This window comes from Streptomyces sp. NPDC048606, assembly GCF_040650855.1.
In the GTDB taxonomy this organism is placed as follows: domain Bacteria; phylum Actinomycetota; class Actinomycetes; order Streptomycetales; family Streptomycetaceae; genus Streptomyces.
In genome coordinates this window covers 20,492-33,513 of record NZ_JBEZIB010000057.1, presented here as the reverse complement: position 1 = coordinate 33,513, position 13,022 = coordinate 20,492, and the positions used below count along the sequence as shown (strand labels likewise).

Below are 13,022 nucleotides of genomic sequence, written 5' to 3'. Positions count from 1 at the left end.
ACAACCTCGCCCTCGCCGGATAGGCCTACGGGCGGTACAGCAGCCCACTATCCCCGAGGCAACTCAAAGATCATTTACGGGACAACCCTTAGGCCCAGCCCTTGCCGGGCAGGAAGTCCTCCGGCTCATGGGCCATGGCGAGGTCGACCAGCCGCTCGGGTTCGTAGACGTTGTGGCGCTGCTGGTAGTACTCCTTAGGCGTGGTGTATCCGGGCAGGGCGTCGCGGATGCCGCTGGTGTGCTGCAGCAGGTGGCGGATGGTGATGTGACTGCCGTCGTTGCCGTTGCCCCGCACCACTGCGGGCAGCCAGTGGTCGACCGTGTCGTCCAGGGACAGCCTGCCCTCGGCCTCCAGTTGGAGGACCACGGTGGCGACCAGCGTCTTGGACGTGCTGGCCATGCGGAAGTAGCCGCCCGAAGAGACCGGGCGGCCGGTGTTCAGGTCGGCGGTACCGCTGGTGGCGACCGACTGCCGACCGTCGGGCGCGATCACGCGGGCCTGCACACCGCTCACACCGAGCGCGTGGATCGCCTCGGTGTCCCGGCGTAACCGCTCCACAGGGGAGGGACCGGCGGGCTGAGCGATGGCGGGGACCACCTCGGCGGTCAGCAGCGCAGCGACACCGAGTGCCATGACCAGGTAATTTCGCAGAGTCGAAGTCATGGCTGGACCCTAGTTTCGCCCCCACCGGGGCGCGATCGGGCGTACCCCAGGATCGGAACGGGGGCTATCCCCCCAGCGCGGGCCGTCGCCGTTCCGGCGTCGATCTGCCGAGCGCGGTGTGACGGTTCGCGCATCCAACACCACCGAACGGTCCCGCCGTCGGAGGGACCGCTCTCTTGCCGAAGAGCCTCAACCTTGATCGTTTCCTTGGTCCGGAAACGTCACCCCCCTCTTCTCTGCTCCTGATGTCAGCAGTGGAGGAGACCATCAGGGTCCGGGGGCCGCGCAGGCCGGCTCAGGCCAGGCGTGACCGGCGGCCGGCCGATGACCGGTCGCGGGCAACGGACGAGGGGCAGGGCTACTGGCGGGCCAGGGGGAAGACCAACCCGGCGGGATCGACGAACCAGTTCCGCGGCGACGTGCTGCGCGTGCTCGGAGTGCTGAAGGTTGCCACGGCCGACCAGATCCAGCGGATCGGTGCCCCGCACCTGACGTTCCGGCACGCAGACAAGGAGACCCCGTCGAAGCGGAAGCAGGCCCACACCGCCTCGCACACCGGCGCGCTCTCCGACCTGCGCCGGCACGGCCTGTCCGAGAACGGCGGCGCCACTGAGACCGGCGACACCCTGCGCACCCCTCACCCTCAAGGGTCCGGGAGCCGCTGCGAGCTGCGGCGCCCGGCGACGGACATGGGCTACACCGCACGGGGTGCGGGCTCCTCCGGCGCCTCCCACCCGATGGCCGACGACCGTGGCCCCCCTCTCCGCAGTTCGTCCCACAGTGCGTACAGGGGGGTGGCATGATCGCGCGGATTGTGTAGTTTGAGGCGCGCCGCCCCATCGCCGCGCGAGCGGAGAGGGCGGCGGGAGCGGGAGGCCGAGGCCTTCCGCCGTGCCGAGTGCACCCGGGGGCGGGGCAAAAGGGGTGGCGTGTCATGCCGGTGGCGATGGTCGAAGCGGTTCTGCTCGCGCGCAAGAACGAGCGGCGCTTCGAGGAGCTCAAGCGACGGCGCAAGAAGCTGGAACGGCACATCCGGCAGGAGAGCGAGGCCCAGGAGGAGCGCCGCCGGGCCGTTTATGACCAGGCCCTCGTCCCCTTCCTCGCGGTCTTCGAACGCCTCAAGCACGTCGACCTGGTGGAGCTCGCACCCGTGGACCGGGCAGGCACGGGCATGGCGGACGTGGAACTGTGCGAGCTGCGGAATGTCGCCGTCACGGCGGTGGCCTCGCTCGCCGGAGGCGCCGCCGCCGGCGCCGGGGTGGGAGCCGTGGCCTACACGGCGGTGGGAGCCTTCGCGGTGGCGTCGACGGGCACGGCGATCTCGGGACTGTCGGGCGCGGCGGCCACCAGCGCCACCCTGGCCTGGCTCGGCGGAGGCTCGCTGGCGGCCGGAGGCGGCGGAGTCGCGGCGGGCACGCTGGTGATGACCGCCCTGGTCGCCGGTCCGGCGCTGCTCGCGGCGGGGGCCCTGCTGGAATGGCGCGGCCGCACGGTGAAGGACGAGCAGAAGAAGTTCGCCCGCCGGCTGGCCCAGGCGGGCCGGGAACTGAAGAAGGCCCGGACGGAACTGTCGGCCGTGTTCCAGCAGAGCCGGGAGATACGCCTGGTGCTGGGCGAGCTGAGCCGGGCGCTGCGCGCCCGGCAGGCCCCCTTCGCCGAACTGGTCGACCGCAGCGAGGACTACGCCTCGTACGGACCCGGTGCGCGGGCCCTCGTGAAGGAGATGTTCGACCTGGCCGTGGCCACGGTCGCCGTGATGGGAGCGCCACCGGCCGGTGAGGACGGGCGCGTGAACGAACTCTCGGGCCGGGCCGTCGCCGACGCCCGGACCCGGCTCGCGGCCCTGGCGGCCGCGGCGTGAGCGAGGCAGAGCCCCGGCGCGCGGACAAGGCGGCCTCCGCCGCCTCGCGGGCGGCCGGGGCGGCCGCCTGGTGGGCGGCGGACGAGGCGACCCGCGGATTCGCCGCGGCGACGCTGGAGACCCTGGACACCAGGGAGACGGTGCAGCGCCTCGCCCGCCGCTACGCGGCCCTGGGCAACGCCCAGCGGGCCGGCCACCTCTTCGAGGTGGAGCACGCCCTCTCGTTCAACCAGGCCGCCGCCCGGGCCGGGGCCGGGGTACGGGCCGTGGTGTCGGAATGGGCGGCGGGAGGCTCGCAGACGGATGCCGCTGACCTCCTGCTCGTCGACGGCGGGAAGACGGTCGGCGCGGCGCAGGCCAAGCTGATGGCCTCGGCATCCGGCACTGCCCACCAACTCCGCCGCGCCCACTACACGGGCATGGGACGCCTGGTGGCCGGGGACAAGGTGGCCGCCGTGGACGACCTCCTGGGACGGCGCCTGACCATGAACCCGGACGGGATCGGCGTCGCCGAGTACGCCGACGCCCGCGCCCACCTCACCGACTCCGTCCGCTACGGCGGCATCTCCTCGCAGCCGGTGGACCTGGCCGACGCCCACCGCCACGCCACCGACCCGGAGAAGTGGATGCGCGGCCGGGTGCGTGCCGCGGCCGCCGGGGAAGCCGCCGCGGCCGCCGTCACCGGGGCGGCCGTCGGCGCCGCGGCCGAGGCCGCCGTCACGGCCGCCGGGCAACTGGCCCGAATCCGGGCCGGGGAGACCTCGCCCGCCCAGGCCGCGCTCACCGCGGCCGCCGCCGCGGCCCGCGGCGCGGCGCGCTCCGGCTCGCTGGCCGGGCTCTCGTCCCTGGTCCGCACCGCCGGCCGCGCCGGGAGGCTGCCCGCCGCGTTCGGCGGCGGGGAACTCGCCTCGGCCACCGCGAGCGCGGCCCTCGCCGTCGCCGGGGCCGGCCTGCAGTTCGCCCAAGGGGACATAGAAGGAGGCGAGTTCGCCGCACGCAGTGCCGAAGCAGCCCTGCACGCCTGCCTCACCTGGGCCTGCGGAGCCGTCGCCCAGACCGTGATCCCCGTGCCCGTCGTCGGAGCGCTGGTCGGCGGGCTCGTGGCGCAGGCCGCGGGAACCGTCATCATCCAGGGCCTGCAGGCCGCTGTGGTCATCGCCCGCGGCACCCGGAGCGCCGGGACGGACACGCTCGAACACGAACTCCTCACCGCCTCCCTGACCACCGGCCTCATGGCCGCGGCGACCGCGTCGCTGGGACCGAACACCCACACCCGCACCACCGTCCTGCCCGCCCTCGAACCCGTCCGCGCCCACCTCACCGGCAACGACCCGGCTCGCGCCCTGTCCTCCCTGGCCGCCCTCACCGCCGACTACGCGGGAGTCCCCCTCCACCTCACCCCCGAGGAATTCGACACCTGGATGACCGGCCCCGACGACTTCGCGCTGGTCCTGGATCCCAACTGGTGATCCCCTGTCGGTGAGCCGACCGCCGTACCCCTCCGGGTTTCCCGATCGGGCGACGAGCACAGGTCCACCGTGCGGCCTCCATGCCACGATGTCGCCATGCACGTGCCGGATGCTCTCGTGGCTCTTCAGATATCGGTCCATCAGGAGCGGACCGCACTGTCCGACTTCGTCAGGTCCAGTGGCCTGTAAAGGAGTGGAATGCTGTCGTCCGAGAGGAAGGCCGGCAGGCGTCAGAGATCCCTCGCTCGTCCGTTGTGCCCGGCTCGGAAGCCCCGGTTCAGGCTGAGACATCACGAACTTGCACGATCCTCAAGACATGCTCGCGGGCCCGATGAGCTATTCCCTGCGACCGGCGACGAACTGCGTGGCAGCGGTGCACACGGCAAGAATCGCCGCGGAGATCGCGAGCATGGCACCCGTGGGGGCGAGCAGTTTCGCCGCGTCGGGGGTCGTGGCCATCAGGGTGAACAGAAAGTTGACCGGGGGCATGCCCTTGACGAAGAGGGCCCCCAACACCAGCGCGAGGGCGGCGACCAACGCGTATCCCTGCCGTTTGAAGACCGGCTTCGAGCACAGCACGCCGATGGCGATGCCGACCAGGGCACAGGTGAGCTGTGCTCCGAGGCCCAGCAGGAGGTCGGTCGCGGTGACCACGTAGTCGCCCATCCACAGTGGGAAGAACAGTCCGAAGGCCATCAGGACGAGACAGCTCAACAGGGCCGTGCCGATCGTCGCGAGCAGGACCGTGAGCGACCGGCCGCCCGCGGTGATGATGACGATCGCCCGCTGCGGCGGGTCGTCCAGGCTCATCAGAGCGATGGTCAGCCAGGTCGAGGAGACGAACAGCGCGCCGGAGGAAGAGGCGTAGGCGGGGGGCAGCGGGCCGCTGCCGTTGACGGTCAGCACGCCCATGAGACCCGTGAACAAGAGCAGCGGGGCGAGGTAGCGCTGCGTGTGCAGCACGGTGGCGAAGGTGTAGCGGATGAGCGCGATCATCGCACGTCTCCGTTCGCCGTGGCGTTCGGCACCCGGTGGTGATCCGTAGTGGTTTCGCTGACGCGTTCGACAGACCAGCCGTGCCGGAGCGCAGTGAGCAGCAGAGCGTCGATGGACCCGCGTCCCACACGCATCCTGACGCCCGTGCCGTCCCGGCTCACCGTCATTACGCCGTCCAGTTGTTCCCAGGGGAGGTTCTGCGGTACGCGGCCGTATCGGCCCGCGGTCAGGACGACATCGGACACGGGCAGTGGCTCGGTCGCGCACAGCTCCGGTCCACGCAACGAGACGCGGCCCTGGGCGACCATGTAGGTCCGGGTGGCGCGGGCCCGGACCACCGACTCGCGGTGGTCGGTGAACACCACCGTGCCGCCGAGGGCCGCGACCTCGATCATGATCTCGGCGAGCACGCCATGGGCATCGGCATCCAGCCCGGACCACGGCTCGTCCAGGACAAGCAGCCCGGGTTCCACCAGAAGGGCCTGGGCCAGCGCGACCTTCTGCGCGTTGCCCTTCGAAAGGCTCGACAGGGGGGCGTGCTTGCCACCCACCAAGGCGAGTCGGTCCAGCAAGCGGCCGGCCCGAGCCGAGGCGACCGAGGTGGTCAATCCGCGGACGCGGCCCATGTGTGTCAGGTACGCCATGGCCGACATGCGTTCGTTGGGGGAGAAGCGGTCCGGAACGTACCCGACAACGGGCGGTCGGGCAGTCACCGATCCGCGGGTCGGCCGCGCCAGCCCCACCGCGATCCGCAACAGGGTCGACTTCCCGGAGCCGTTCCCGCCCGCGAAGGCCACGACCTCGCCGGCCGGGGCCTCGACGTCCACGTCTCTCAGGATCCAGTCGCCACGACCGTAGCGCTTGCTCACTGATTCAATACGTAACAACCGATCCCCTTCGTCCCATGCAGATCCCCACGCGCTCGCAGCCTACGAGGTTCGGCCTCCGCTTCGCATAAGCCGCGTACCGCGGTGCCGACGACGACCTCGTCAGCGCGCAGGAGACCGCCCAGTGGGTGGACGCCACGACCGGCGGTTTCGAGTGTGCCGAACTCCCCGGTGGCCACATGTACCTCACCGACCATGCGGAGGACCTCCTTCGCATCGTCACCGAGGCCCTCCGGGAAGGTCCGGTCACGGCGCGATGGCCGGCCGGCAGGACCGCCTTGATCACCGGAGCGGCACGCGGCCTCGGCCGGGCCGCAGCCTGCGCCTTCGCGCGGGAGGGCGCCGACCTCGTTCTCCTCGACGTGGCGTCCGACCTGTCCGGCGTCCCCTACCCGCTCGGCTCGGCCGGCCGGCTCGAGCACACGGCGGCGCTGTGCAAGGGAGGCCGGAGCGGCCGTGCTGGTGGCCGAGGTCGACGTCCGGCACACCTCCGAGGCCGAGGCCGCCGTCCGCGCCTCGCTCGACCGGTTCGGACGGCTTGACGTGCTGGTCAACAACCCAGGTATCGCCACGCCGTCGGGCCGCGGAAGGGACCCTAGCCTTCGAGCACCGCTTCTCGACGGGGGCTGCTTCGATGACCGGTTCAGTGACTTCTCGGCGGGCTTGGTGGCGCTCGGACGTGTTTGGGAGGCAGCCGGCGTCCGTCACAGACCTGAACGCGGTCGTGGCCGCTGCGGTCGGCTGGTCCGGCGGGAGCGTGCTCGGGCCAGTCCGCCGAGGACCGTGGAGATCAGCCCCAGCAGCAGGGCCGCGGCGCCGGCGACCACCCCGTTGCCGATGCCGGGACTACCGTCGGCGGTGGCCAGGACCAGCCCACCGTTGACCAAGGCGATCAGCCCCGCCACGAAGGCCACGACGCCCCTGCGCCCGTCGCCGTTACCGGTATAACGGGTGGAACGGGGTGGACCATGTCCTATGTGGTGAGGCGGACGAGTCGCTTGTAACGGCAGAGGGCTGCAGCCAGGCCGAGAAGGGCCAGGTGGTTGCGGGGATGGCGCTCGTAGCGGTGGTTGAGCCGGCGGTCGGCCCGGCGACTGGTGGACCGTCAGAGCCCGTGGGGCCGGCCGGGTTCCTCCTGCAATGTGGGGGATAGCCTTTGGCCATGACTGACGAGTGGTATGTCCTCATCGAGGAGAACGTTCATGAGCCCAGACGGGTCGACGGTACGGAACTGAACCTGTATCGGTGGAGGATGGCGGGCAGCTACTTCATCGATGGTGGTGAGGAGCGTGCGCAGGAGGTGGCCGTGGACGCGGCTCGCCACTACCTGCCGAGGGAACTCGCGGACCACGCCAGGCCGGGAGACGTCCCGGGCCGTAGCGCCTTCCAGACCGGGGATGGCGCATGGATGGTCTCGATCAGGCAGCGAGGCCGCGGATGTCACGTAAGGGTGACCATCGGCCGGCTCGTGCACCTTCAGGATGAGAGTGAGGCCCCGCCGGTGTCCTTGAAGGAGAAGCTCCGCAGCGTCGTTCAGCCTCCGGCCCCTCGTCCGATCCCTTGGAGCCCGTCCCCGCGTTCCTGAGCCCCTGCAGGTCGTCGTGTACGTCGAAGGAGTGGAGTTCGTCGCGCGGACGACGACCAGGCAGGCGGCCTGTTCACGGTGCCCCACGGTGCCCGGTCGGCTCCGCGGCGGTGATCGGCGGCGTCCGGCCGATCGCCGAGGCCCGCCGCCAGCCCCCGCAGCCGGTACGCGCTGCTGCCGACCGGAGATCCCGGCCCGCAGCTTCACTGCCGCAGAACTGGTCGAACCGCAATCGGCGCGGTTCGCGACGCCAACGCCGTCCGCCCTTCCGCGCCGGCGGCTGCCTGAAGTTGGCCGCGCGACGACGCGAACGCGACCGCGTCCGCGGCGAGAGCGGGGTGTGCTGGGGCGGTCGTCTCCGCGCCGCCCCAGCGGGCCGGCCGTGTCACACCGTCTTGATGCCGCCGCCCTCGATGACGTAATGAGCACCGGTGACGCTCGCCGCGCGGCCCGAGACCAGAAACGCGACGACGGCCGCGACCTCGTCGGCCTCGACCATGCGGCCCGTGGTCACGCCCATCGCCGCGGGCACCCCTGCGACGAAGTCCCACAAAATTCCGGGCCCTGCTGGGACATAGAGTTTCGGAAAGAGACTTGGCGGGGTTCGTGTTACCCGAGGTAGCCGGTTGCCAGACGTCCGGCCCTACTCGTCTTCAATTGAAGTCGGCCACCAGCCGCAGGATTCCTTGCAACCCTGGTACGTCAAACCGTGGTGCAGGTCGCCCGGGCGCCGCGGGCCCGACCCTCGTCGAGGTCCAGGCGCGCTGCCGCACCCGGCCGGCAGGGCACAAGACACCCCGCCGGCCGGTAACGTCCCGGAGATCCAACGTTCTCCCAGCGTGACGGCCGACTACCGATGGGCGAAGGCGGTGGCGACGGAGGCGGAATTCCAGGGTGATCCCGCGGGTGGGGGCGGCGCAGGCCGCGTGTACCGCTCCCGGGGCGGTATCACGCTCCGTATTCCTTCTTCATGTGCGCCTCCAGCCGGGCGTTGAGGGCCGCTTGGTCGGCCGCGGCCTCCTCGTGGGTCAGGGTGAGCCGGGGAGCCCAGCCCCCCGCGCACACGTCGATGACCTCGGGCAGGGTGACGATCATCATCTCCAGCATCGCGGGCCGGTAGCCAGGGGGGAATCCGAGCTCGAACTCCTGCCACCAGTCCACCTCCTGTCGGGAGTTCATGGCCCGGCCCGGCTTGACCTCGGTGTCCATGTGCGAGAAGCCGAGCGCATGGTAGGCCCGCAGCACGGCCGCCTGCGAGGGCAGGGCGTGCACCTCGACCTCGTCGAGGTCCCCGCGGTCCACGGCGTTGTCGATCGCGAGCTCGGTACGGACCGCGCTGTACGCGCCCTTGAGCCGCTCCCCGCCGGAGTGGGTGAGCGGCATGCCCAGCGGCAGCCGGAAGGCGAACGTGTGGGTGCGGACTTCCCCGGCGGCCAGCGTGAAGGGCGCACCGAAATCCCGGGCCTCCATCACGTGCAGGTAGCGGGCCTCGGCGCCGTGGTTCTCGAAGCGGACCACCAGCTCGGCCTGGAAGCGCTCGATCTCCACGTCCACGGCGCCGCCCCGAACGGTGACCGTGCCGGACAGCTCCTGACCGGGCTGCACCCGGTGCTCGTCGAGCACGGTCTCGACCTCGGGCGCGTTGACCCCCAGCGCGCTGAGGAACTTGCGGAACGCCATACGACATACCCCCCTGAAAGAAGGCCGGAACCGGCCTCGATGATGAACGCGGATCACGCTATCCGGGTGAGCGCACCGGGTGGCGTCAGGACGACCGTTCATGGTCAAAACGACGACGTCGACGCGTGGGCGGGACATGGGTGCCTCCAGGCCGTGTCGTCAAAGTCACGTTTGGGCCGCCCTGGCAGACGGCCGACGCCATTTTGACGACACTCCCCAGCGCCGCTGCCAGAGGGTGAGCCGGGTGGCGTAGTCGGGCAGGTTGCCCTTGCTCGTGGTGATGTCGGTGACGTCCAGCATGGCCAGCCGGCGATCGCTGGTGACCGTGCACAGCAACGTCCCGACGGGGACGGTCGTACGCAGGTCCTTCGCCTCGATCTCGGCCGGCAGCACGTCGCCCTGGGCGCCCTGGAGGCACTGCTGCGCCGTCTTCCCGGCGCTCTTGCCCATCGGCGTGTAGAACCTCCACCGGCCCCCGGAGATCTCGCTGAGCTGGATGTCCCGGCCCGGGGTGGCGAGGTGCCTCGGGGTCGTCGCGTAGGCGTGGACGCCGAGGAGGATCTGTCGGAGTTCGGGCCGGGCCGCGACGTTGGGGCGTTCGGCGAGCCGGCCGAGGGCCTCGGTGTGGGCGCGGTCGGCGGCGGCGTCGCCCCGCTGGCGGGCTTCGACGAGAGAGGCCAGAAGGTGGTTGGTTTGTGCGTTCGACGGCCTCGCGCAGGGCGGTGCGGGCCTCCGTGACGAGCGGCAGCCGGTCCGCACCCCGGTGTGGTCCGGCTCCCGGCCCGTCGGAGTAGGTGGCGGCGAGCAGCAGGGACTGTCCGAGCACCTCCAGGACAAGTTGAGGGGTTCGGGGGCGTGGTCGGTGGAGCAGGTTGGCAGCTGTATCAGGGCCAGACGTGTGTGACCCAGTACTGCTGCGCGCACTTGAGCGGGGAGCCTGTGTTGTAACCCAAGGTGAAGGCCGTTGTGCGTTCGGACTTGTTGCCGTGCGGCTGATAGGCGCCGATGGTGGTGTCGCCCGCTGCGACGAGCGCCCGCACTGCCTGACTCAGGTCTGCGTGGCCGACCATCTTCTGCTTGACGGCGTGCTTGGTCCAGGTGCCGCTGAAGCAGTCCGCGATGAGCTCGGCCTCCTTCACCGGGATGGTCCTGCCGTTCGCGTCCAGGACAGGCGCTTCGTCCTTCATCTCCACAATGGGGGGCAGCTTCAGCTGCGTCATGAACTCCTGGACGACCTCGTGGCCGTACTCGTGCGCCAGCACCGTGGCCACCGCGAAAGCGTTGGTCTGGGCTTGCAGGCTCATCGCAGTGCCCACGGGCATGTGAATGACACCCGTGAAGGTGGTTCCCGCGGGGTCGGTCCACGTGTCGGCCGGGCAGTAGAAGAAGTTCTGCGTGTTGGTCTGGATCGGCTCAGGCAGACACCGGCTCACGGACTGCCGGCCAGAGCCTATGAACAGGACGTCCGTGGAGGGACCCGTTAGCTTTCCACCCCTGAAGTAGTTCTTCCAGTACTCATCGATCTTGCCGAAGGAGAACGTCAGGTAGTTGGCAAGGCCTTCAGGAGTATCGGTAGGGATCTGCTGCGCGTAAGACGCTGGAGCGTCGGGGGGCGGAGGCGGCTGCGGTTCACCCGTCGCGGTTCCGCTGAAGGGGCTGACCGCGACGAAAACCAGAGCGGCCATCAGGGTGGTGCACGAGGTTGCACCCTTGCGTCGGCGCATGGCGTACTACCTTTCGAGACCTTCCCCCTCTCCACCGTGCGCCCGCCGGATTTCCCCAGCAACTCCTACGGGCAGTCCCTTGCCGGTGCCCGCTGGCGTCAACGAGGTTCGACACCAGCGGGGGCGAGAGCCGCCTGGCTACAGAGATACTCAGGGTGAGGTCGGTGGGTCGATGTTCGGGGCGGTCGCGGCGAGGCAGCCGTCGATCAGGTGAGCCCGGAGTCAGATTCTTCCCAACTCGCGGCGGAGGACACGGTGGTGGAAGGGCCCAGCGCGTCCACGAGGAGAAACTCGGCCGAAACGTCATTCCCGGCCGCTGGACCTTCCAGATCGGTTGAGGCGTACGACCGCACCTACTGCGAGCCGTTCCGGAAACCGCAGCGGCAGGCCCTGCAAGCTCTGGTCAAAGGGTGCGATCACCTCGACGAGGCCGAGTGAAGGAAGTACGCCGCACCAAGGGACATCCCGAGCACACTTCTTGCCTCAACTGAACCACACGTGCGGGAGGTCGGGCTTTGATCTCTGGCCGGGTGGAAGGGGTACTCCCCCCGACGTGGTTTGCGAGGGCCTTCCATGCCCCGCTCCGTGGACCCTCCCATGATCGATCGACCAAAGTCCCCTGAGTAGCGCGGATCCGTTGACTCGGCAGTGATAAGAAACCGAATATCCCAGTGAAGCTAAAACCGAACCGCACAGGGGCGCTGACGACTTCGCCGGACGCCTTCGGCAGCCGCTCAAGCGCTCCTTGTCCGTCCTCTCCGGTGCCCGTAGCGCTGCCCCTACCGCCAGTGGCGGGCGCCCGGCAGTGGAGGGACACTAAATAGAGACCACTTTCTCTGTTCAGAGCTCCGCAAGGAAGCATTGGCCCACCTGGGCGCGAGGGGCTGAAGCGTGTGGAATTCTCCGGGATGACACGGCCAGGTATTCCACTAGAGAAGCTTCCCGACGCCTCTTAAATTTCACCAGCGCTCAGACTATCCAGTCATCGTTCGGAGGTAGACGATGTCCGTCCAGGGGTCAGCCGACCACCCGGAAGAATCCGGTGAGGTGCGAATTTGGCTTGACGAGGAGAATCCTCCCGGGAAGTCCATCTTGGACGCCTTGGAGCTGCTTCGCCGCGAACAGCAAACAGAACTAATTCAACGTGAGCAAATTGGCGAAGGCACTCTCCCCTCCCTGGAGGAGGAGAGCTTGTCGATCGATATCCAGGAAGAACTTCTCCGTTCGCAGGGAGTCGACGTCGACAAAATGCGCGACGCGCAGGCTCGCCTCGACAACCTTCGGCTGCAACGAATGATGCAGCTCCGCGACCAGCTCACTTCCCCCAAAGCCCCCCAGGGGGTCGGGTCGGCAGCCCTGAACGATCGCCCGAGCGGCGACCTCGATGTGGAAATGTACCGGGACGGCTACTCGTATATCGTGGAGCATCCCGAGCTCCTGGACAGCCTCCTCGAAACCTTGAAGGAGAACTCTCGCTTCAAGCTCTTCGCCGTCGATTTCCGCAACGACTTCAACGTTGTCGGTCAAACCTGGCGCGACAACAACGACGGGACCCGGTCGCTCGAATTCACAGGCGGGCCAACATCTAATTCCTTCAAGACACACAGGTACACGTTCGGAGCCACTCTGCACTTCACCATCAGACCAGAGAATATAGTGCCGTCCCCATCCCGTACCTGGAGAACCGCTCCACGTCTCCTTCAGTACGGTGCACTCTTCAGCTACAGCGGAGAAAAGCCCATTGTCGGTGGAGATAGATATTCCAGGTGCTGGCGGCACACTGAATTCCAGCTCTGGCAGCCAGTTTTCGGTCCGGACGGTCCTGGTGTCCGCAATGTCGGAGCGCCGCAGAGGGAAACGGACCTACTGCTCGACCAAACCAACACCTACTGGGATGCGACGTACCACATGCCGGCGTTCCATCTCTTTCCGCAGGCAGTCTTCGGGGAACGGGATTTCTCCAAGGCGACTCCTTTGAACGCCAGTCTCACCATGCACTTCGAGACCGCGGTCAAGGGGACTGGAGCAGTCCTTTACACGCACCCGACAGTGACAATTCGCACTCAGAACTGGCACCTGTTCCCTGCCCCCTGACGTGAACTCTCAGGCTTCGCACACGCAGGCCTGCACGGTGTCGAGGCCGGCCCTGTGTGAGA

At 69.1% G+C, this 13,022-nt stretch carries 13 protein-coding genes and 3 pseudogenes; 7 read left to right on the top strand and 9 right to left on the bottom strand.

Features of this window, described 5'->3' with window-relative positions:
- Nucleotides 1-88: 88 nt before the first annotated feature.
- Nucleotides 89-664 (bottom strand): serine hydrolase domain-containing protein, encoded by a 576-nt coding sequence (locus AB0D01_RS37180; RefSeq protein WP_363063365.1) that lies wholly within the window; start codon nt 662-664, stop codon nt 89-91.
- Between the two features lie 245 nt (nt 665-909).
- Between AB0D01_RS37180 and AB0D01_RS37175 the strand changes: the two genes are divergently transcribed.
- From AB0D01_RS37175 to AB0D01_RS37165, 3 genes are all read left to right on the top strand, one after another.
- Nucleotides 910-1,467 (top strand): hypothetical protein, encoded by a 558-nt coding sequence (locus AB0D01_RS37175; RefSeq protein ID WP_363063363.1) that lies wholly within the window; start codon nt 910-912, stop codon nt 1,465-1,467.
- Between the two features lie 131 nt (nt 1,468-1,598).
- A complete protein-coding gene (locus AB0D01_RS37170) occupies nt 1,599-2,525 on the top strand; it encodes a hypothetical protein (protein ID WP_363063361.1) in 927 nt (308 codons plus the stop codon).
- Nucleotides 2,522-3,994, top strand: coding sequence for a hypothetical protein (locus AB0D01_RS37165; protein ID WP_363063359.1), 1,473 nt, complete (start codon nt 2,522-2,524; stop codon nt 3,992-3,994). Before AB0D01_RS37170 ends, AB0D01_RS37165 begins: the two co-directional genes overlap by 4 nt.
- A 336-nt stretch (nt 3,995-4,330) precedes the next feature.
- On the opposite strand, the gene AB0D01_RS37160 is transcribed toward AB0D01_RS37165, so the two are convergent.
- Both AB0D01_RS37160 and AB0D01_RS37155 read right to left on the bottom strand, forming a co-directional pair.
- Nucleotides 4,331-4,990: a hypothetical protein gene (locus AB0D01_RS37160; protein WP_363063357.1), complete on the bottom strand. Its 660-nt coding sequence runs from the start codon at nt 4,988-4,990 to the stop codon at nt 4,331-4,333.
- The gene (locus AB0D01_RS37155; RefSeq protein WP_363063369.1) at nt 4,987-5,868 is read right to left on the bottom strand and encodes an ABC transporter ATP-binding protein; all 882 of its coding nucleotides are present in this window, start codon (nt 5,866-5,868) and stop codon (nt 4,987-4,989) included. Before AB0D01_RS37155 ends, AB0D01_RS37160 begins: the two co-directional genes overlap by 4 nt.
- A gap of 265 nt (nt 5,869-6,133) precedes the next feature.
- Between AB0D01_RS37155 and AB0D01_RS37150 the strand changes: the two are divergent.
- Nucleotides 6,134-6,462: pseudogene (locus tag AB0D01_RS37150) on the top strand (SDR family NAD(P)-dependent oxidoreductase); the annotation flags it as partial.
- Between the two features lie 119 nt (nt 6,463-6,581).
- On the opposite strand, the gene AB0D01_RS37145 reads toward AB0D01_RS37150, so the two are convergent.
- Nucleotides 6,582-6,854, bottom strand: coding sequence for a DUF6223 family protein (locus AB0D01_RS37145; RefSeq protein WP_363063367.1), 273 nt, complete (start codon nt 6,852-6,854; stop codon nt 6,582-6,584).
- Nucleotides 6,851-6,958 (bottom strand): annotated as a pseudogene (locus tag AB0D01_RS37140) (IS5/IS1182 family transposase); the annotation flags it as partial. The gene AB0D01_RS37145 and the pseudogene AB0D01_RS37140, both read right to left, overlap by 4 nt.
- An 81-nt stretch (nt 6,959-7,039) precedes the next feature.
- Between AB0D01_RS37140 and AB0D01_RS37135 the strand changes: the two are divergent.
- Entirely contained in the window at nt 7,040-7,462 is a 423-nt protein-coding gene (locus AB0D01_RS37135) for a hypothetical protein (protein WP_363063355.1), read from the top strand.
- 385 nt (nt 7,463-7,847) lie between these two features.
- Here the strand turns inward: AB0D01_RS37135 and AB0D01_RS37130 are convergent, their stop codons facing one another.
- The 4 genes from AB0D01_RS37130 to AB0D01_RS37115 form a co-directional block, all read right to left on the bottom strand.
- Nucleotides 7,848-7,982, bottom strand: coding sequence for an SDR family oxidoreductase (locus tag AB0D01_RS37130; protein WP_363063353.1), 135 nt, complete (start codon nt 7,980-7,982; stop codon nt 7,848-7,850).
- Between the two features lie 428 nt (nt 7,983-8,410).
- Entirely contained in the window at nt 8,411-9,142 is a 732-nt protein-coding gene (locus AB0D01_RS37125) for a sporulation protein (RefSeq protein ID WP_363063351.1), read from the bottom strand.
- Between the two features lie 165 nt (nt 9,143-9,307).
- Nucleotides 9,308-9,901, bottom strand: coding sequence for a hypothetical protein (locus AB0D01_RS37120; protein WP_363063349.1), 594 nt, complete (start codon nt 9,899-9,901; stop codon nt 9,308-9,310).
- A 125-nt stretch (nt 9,902-10,026) separates the two neighbouring features.
- Nucleotides 10,027-10,866 (bottom strand): neutral zinc metallopeptidase, encoded by an 840-nt coding sequence (locus AB0D01_RS37115; RefSeq protein WP_363063347.1) that lies wholly within the window; start codon nt 10,864-10,866, stop codon nt 10,027-10,029.
- A 266-nt stretch (nt 10,867-11,132) separates the two neighbouring features.
- Here AB0D01_RS37115 and AB0D01_RS37110 point away from each other — a divergent pair.
- Together AB0D01_RS37110 and AB0D01_RS37105 are read left to right on the top strand one after the other, a co-directional pair.
- A pseudogene (locus AB0D01_RS37110) lies at nt 11,133-11,357 on the top strand (hypothetical protein); the annotation flags it as partial.
- 511 nt (nt 11,358-11,868) lie between these two features.
- Complete coding sequence (locus tag AB0D01_RS37105) at nt 11,869-12,960, top strand: hypothetical protein (RefSeq protein WP_363063345.1); 1,092 nt, start codon at nt 11,869-11,871, stop codon at nt 12,958-12,960.
- Nucleotides 12,961-13,022 lie beyond the last annotated feature (62 nt).

Coding starts and splice junctions, on each gene's coding strand:
- AB0D01_RS37180 (WP_363063365.1), bottom strand. CDS start 664: ATGACTTCGACTCTGCGAAATTACCTGGTCATGGCACTCGGTGTCGCT.
- AB0D01_RS37175 (WP_363063363.1), top strand. CDS start 910: ATGTCAGCAGTGGAGGAGACCATCAGGGTCCGGGGGCCGCGCAGGCCG.
- AB0D01_RS37170 (WP_363063361.1), top strand. CDS start 1,599: ATGCCGGTGGCGATGGTCGAAGCGGTTCTGCTCGCGCGCAAGAACGAG.
- AB0D01_RS37160 (WP_363063357.1), bottom strand. CDS start 4,990: ATGATCGCGCTCATCCGCTACACCTTCGCCACCGTGCTGCACACGCAG.
- AB0D01_RS37135 (WP_363063355.1), top strand. CDS start 7,040: ATGACTGACGAGTGGTATGTCCTCATCGAGGAGAACGTTCATGAGCCC.
- AB0D01_RS37130 (WP_363063353.1), bottom strand. CDS start 7,982: ATGGGCGTGACCACGGGCCGCATGGTCGAGGCCGACGAGGTCGCGGCC.
- AB0D01_RS37125 (WP_363063351.1), bottom strand. CDS start 9,142: ATGGCGTTCCGCAAGTTCCTCAGCGCGCTGGGGGTCAACGCGCCCGAG.
- AB0D01_RS37115 (WP_363063347.1), bottom strand. CDS start 10,866: ATGCGCCGACGCAAGGGTGCAACCTCGTGCACCACCCTGATGGCCGCT.
- AB0D01_RS37105 (WP_363063345.1), top strand. CDS start 11,869: ATGTCCGTCCAGGGGTCAGCCGACCACCCGGAAGAATCCGGTGAGGTG.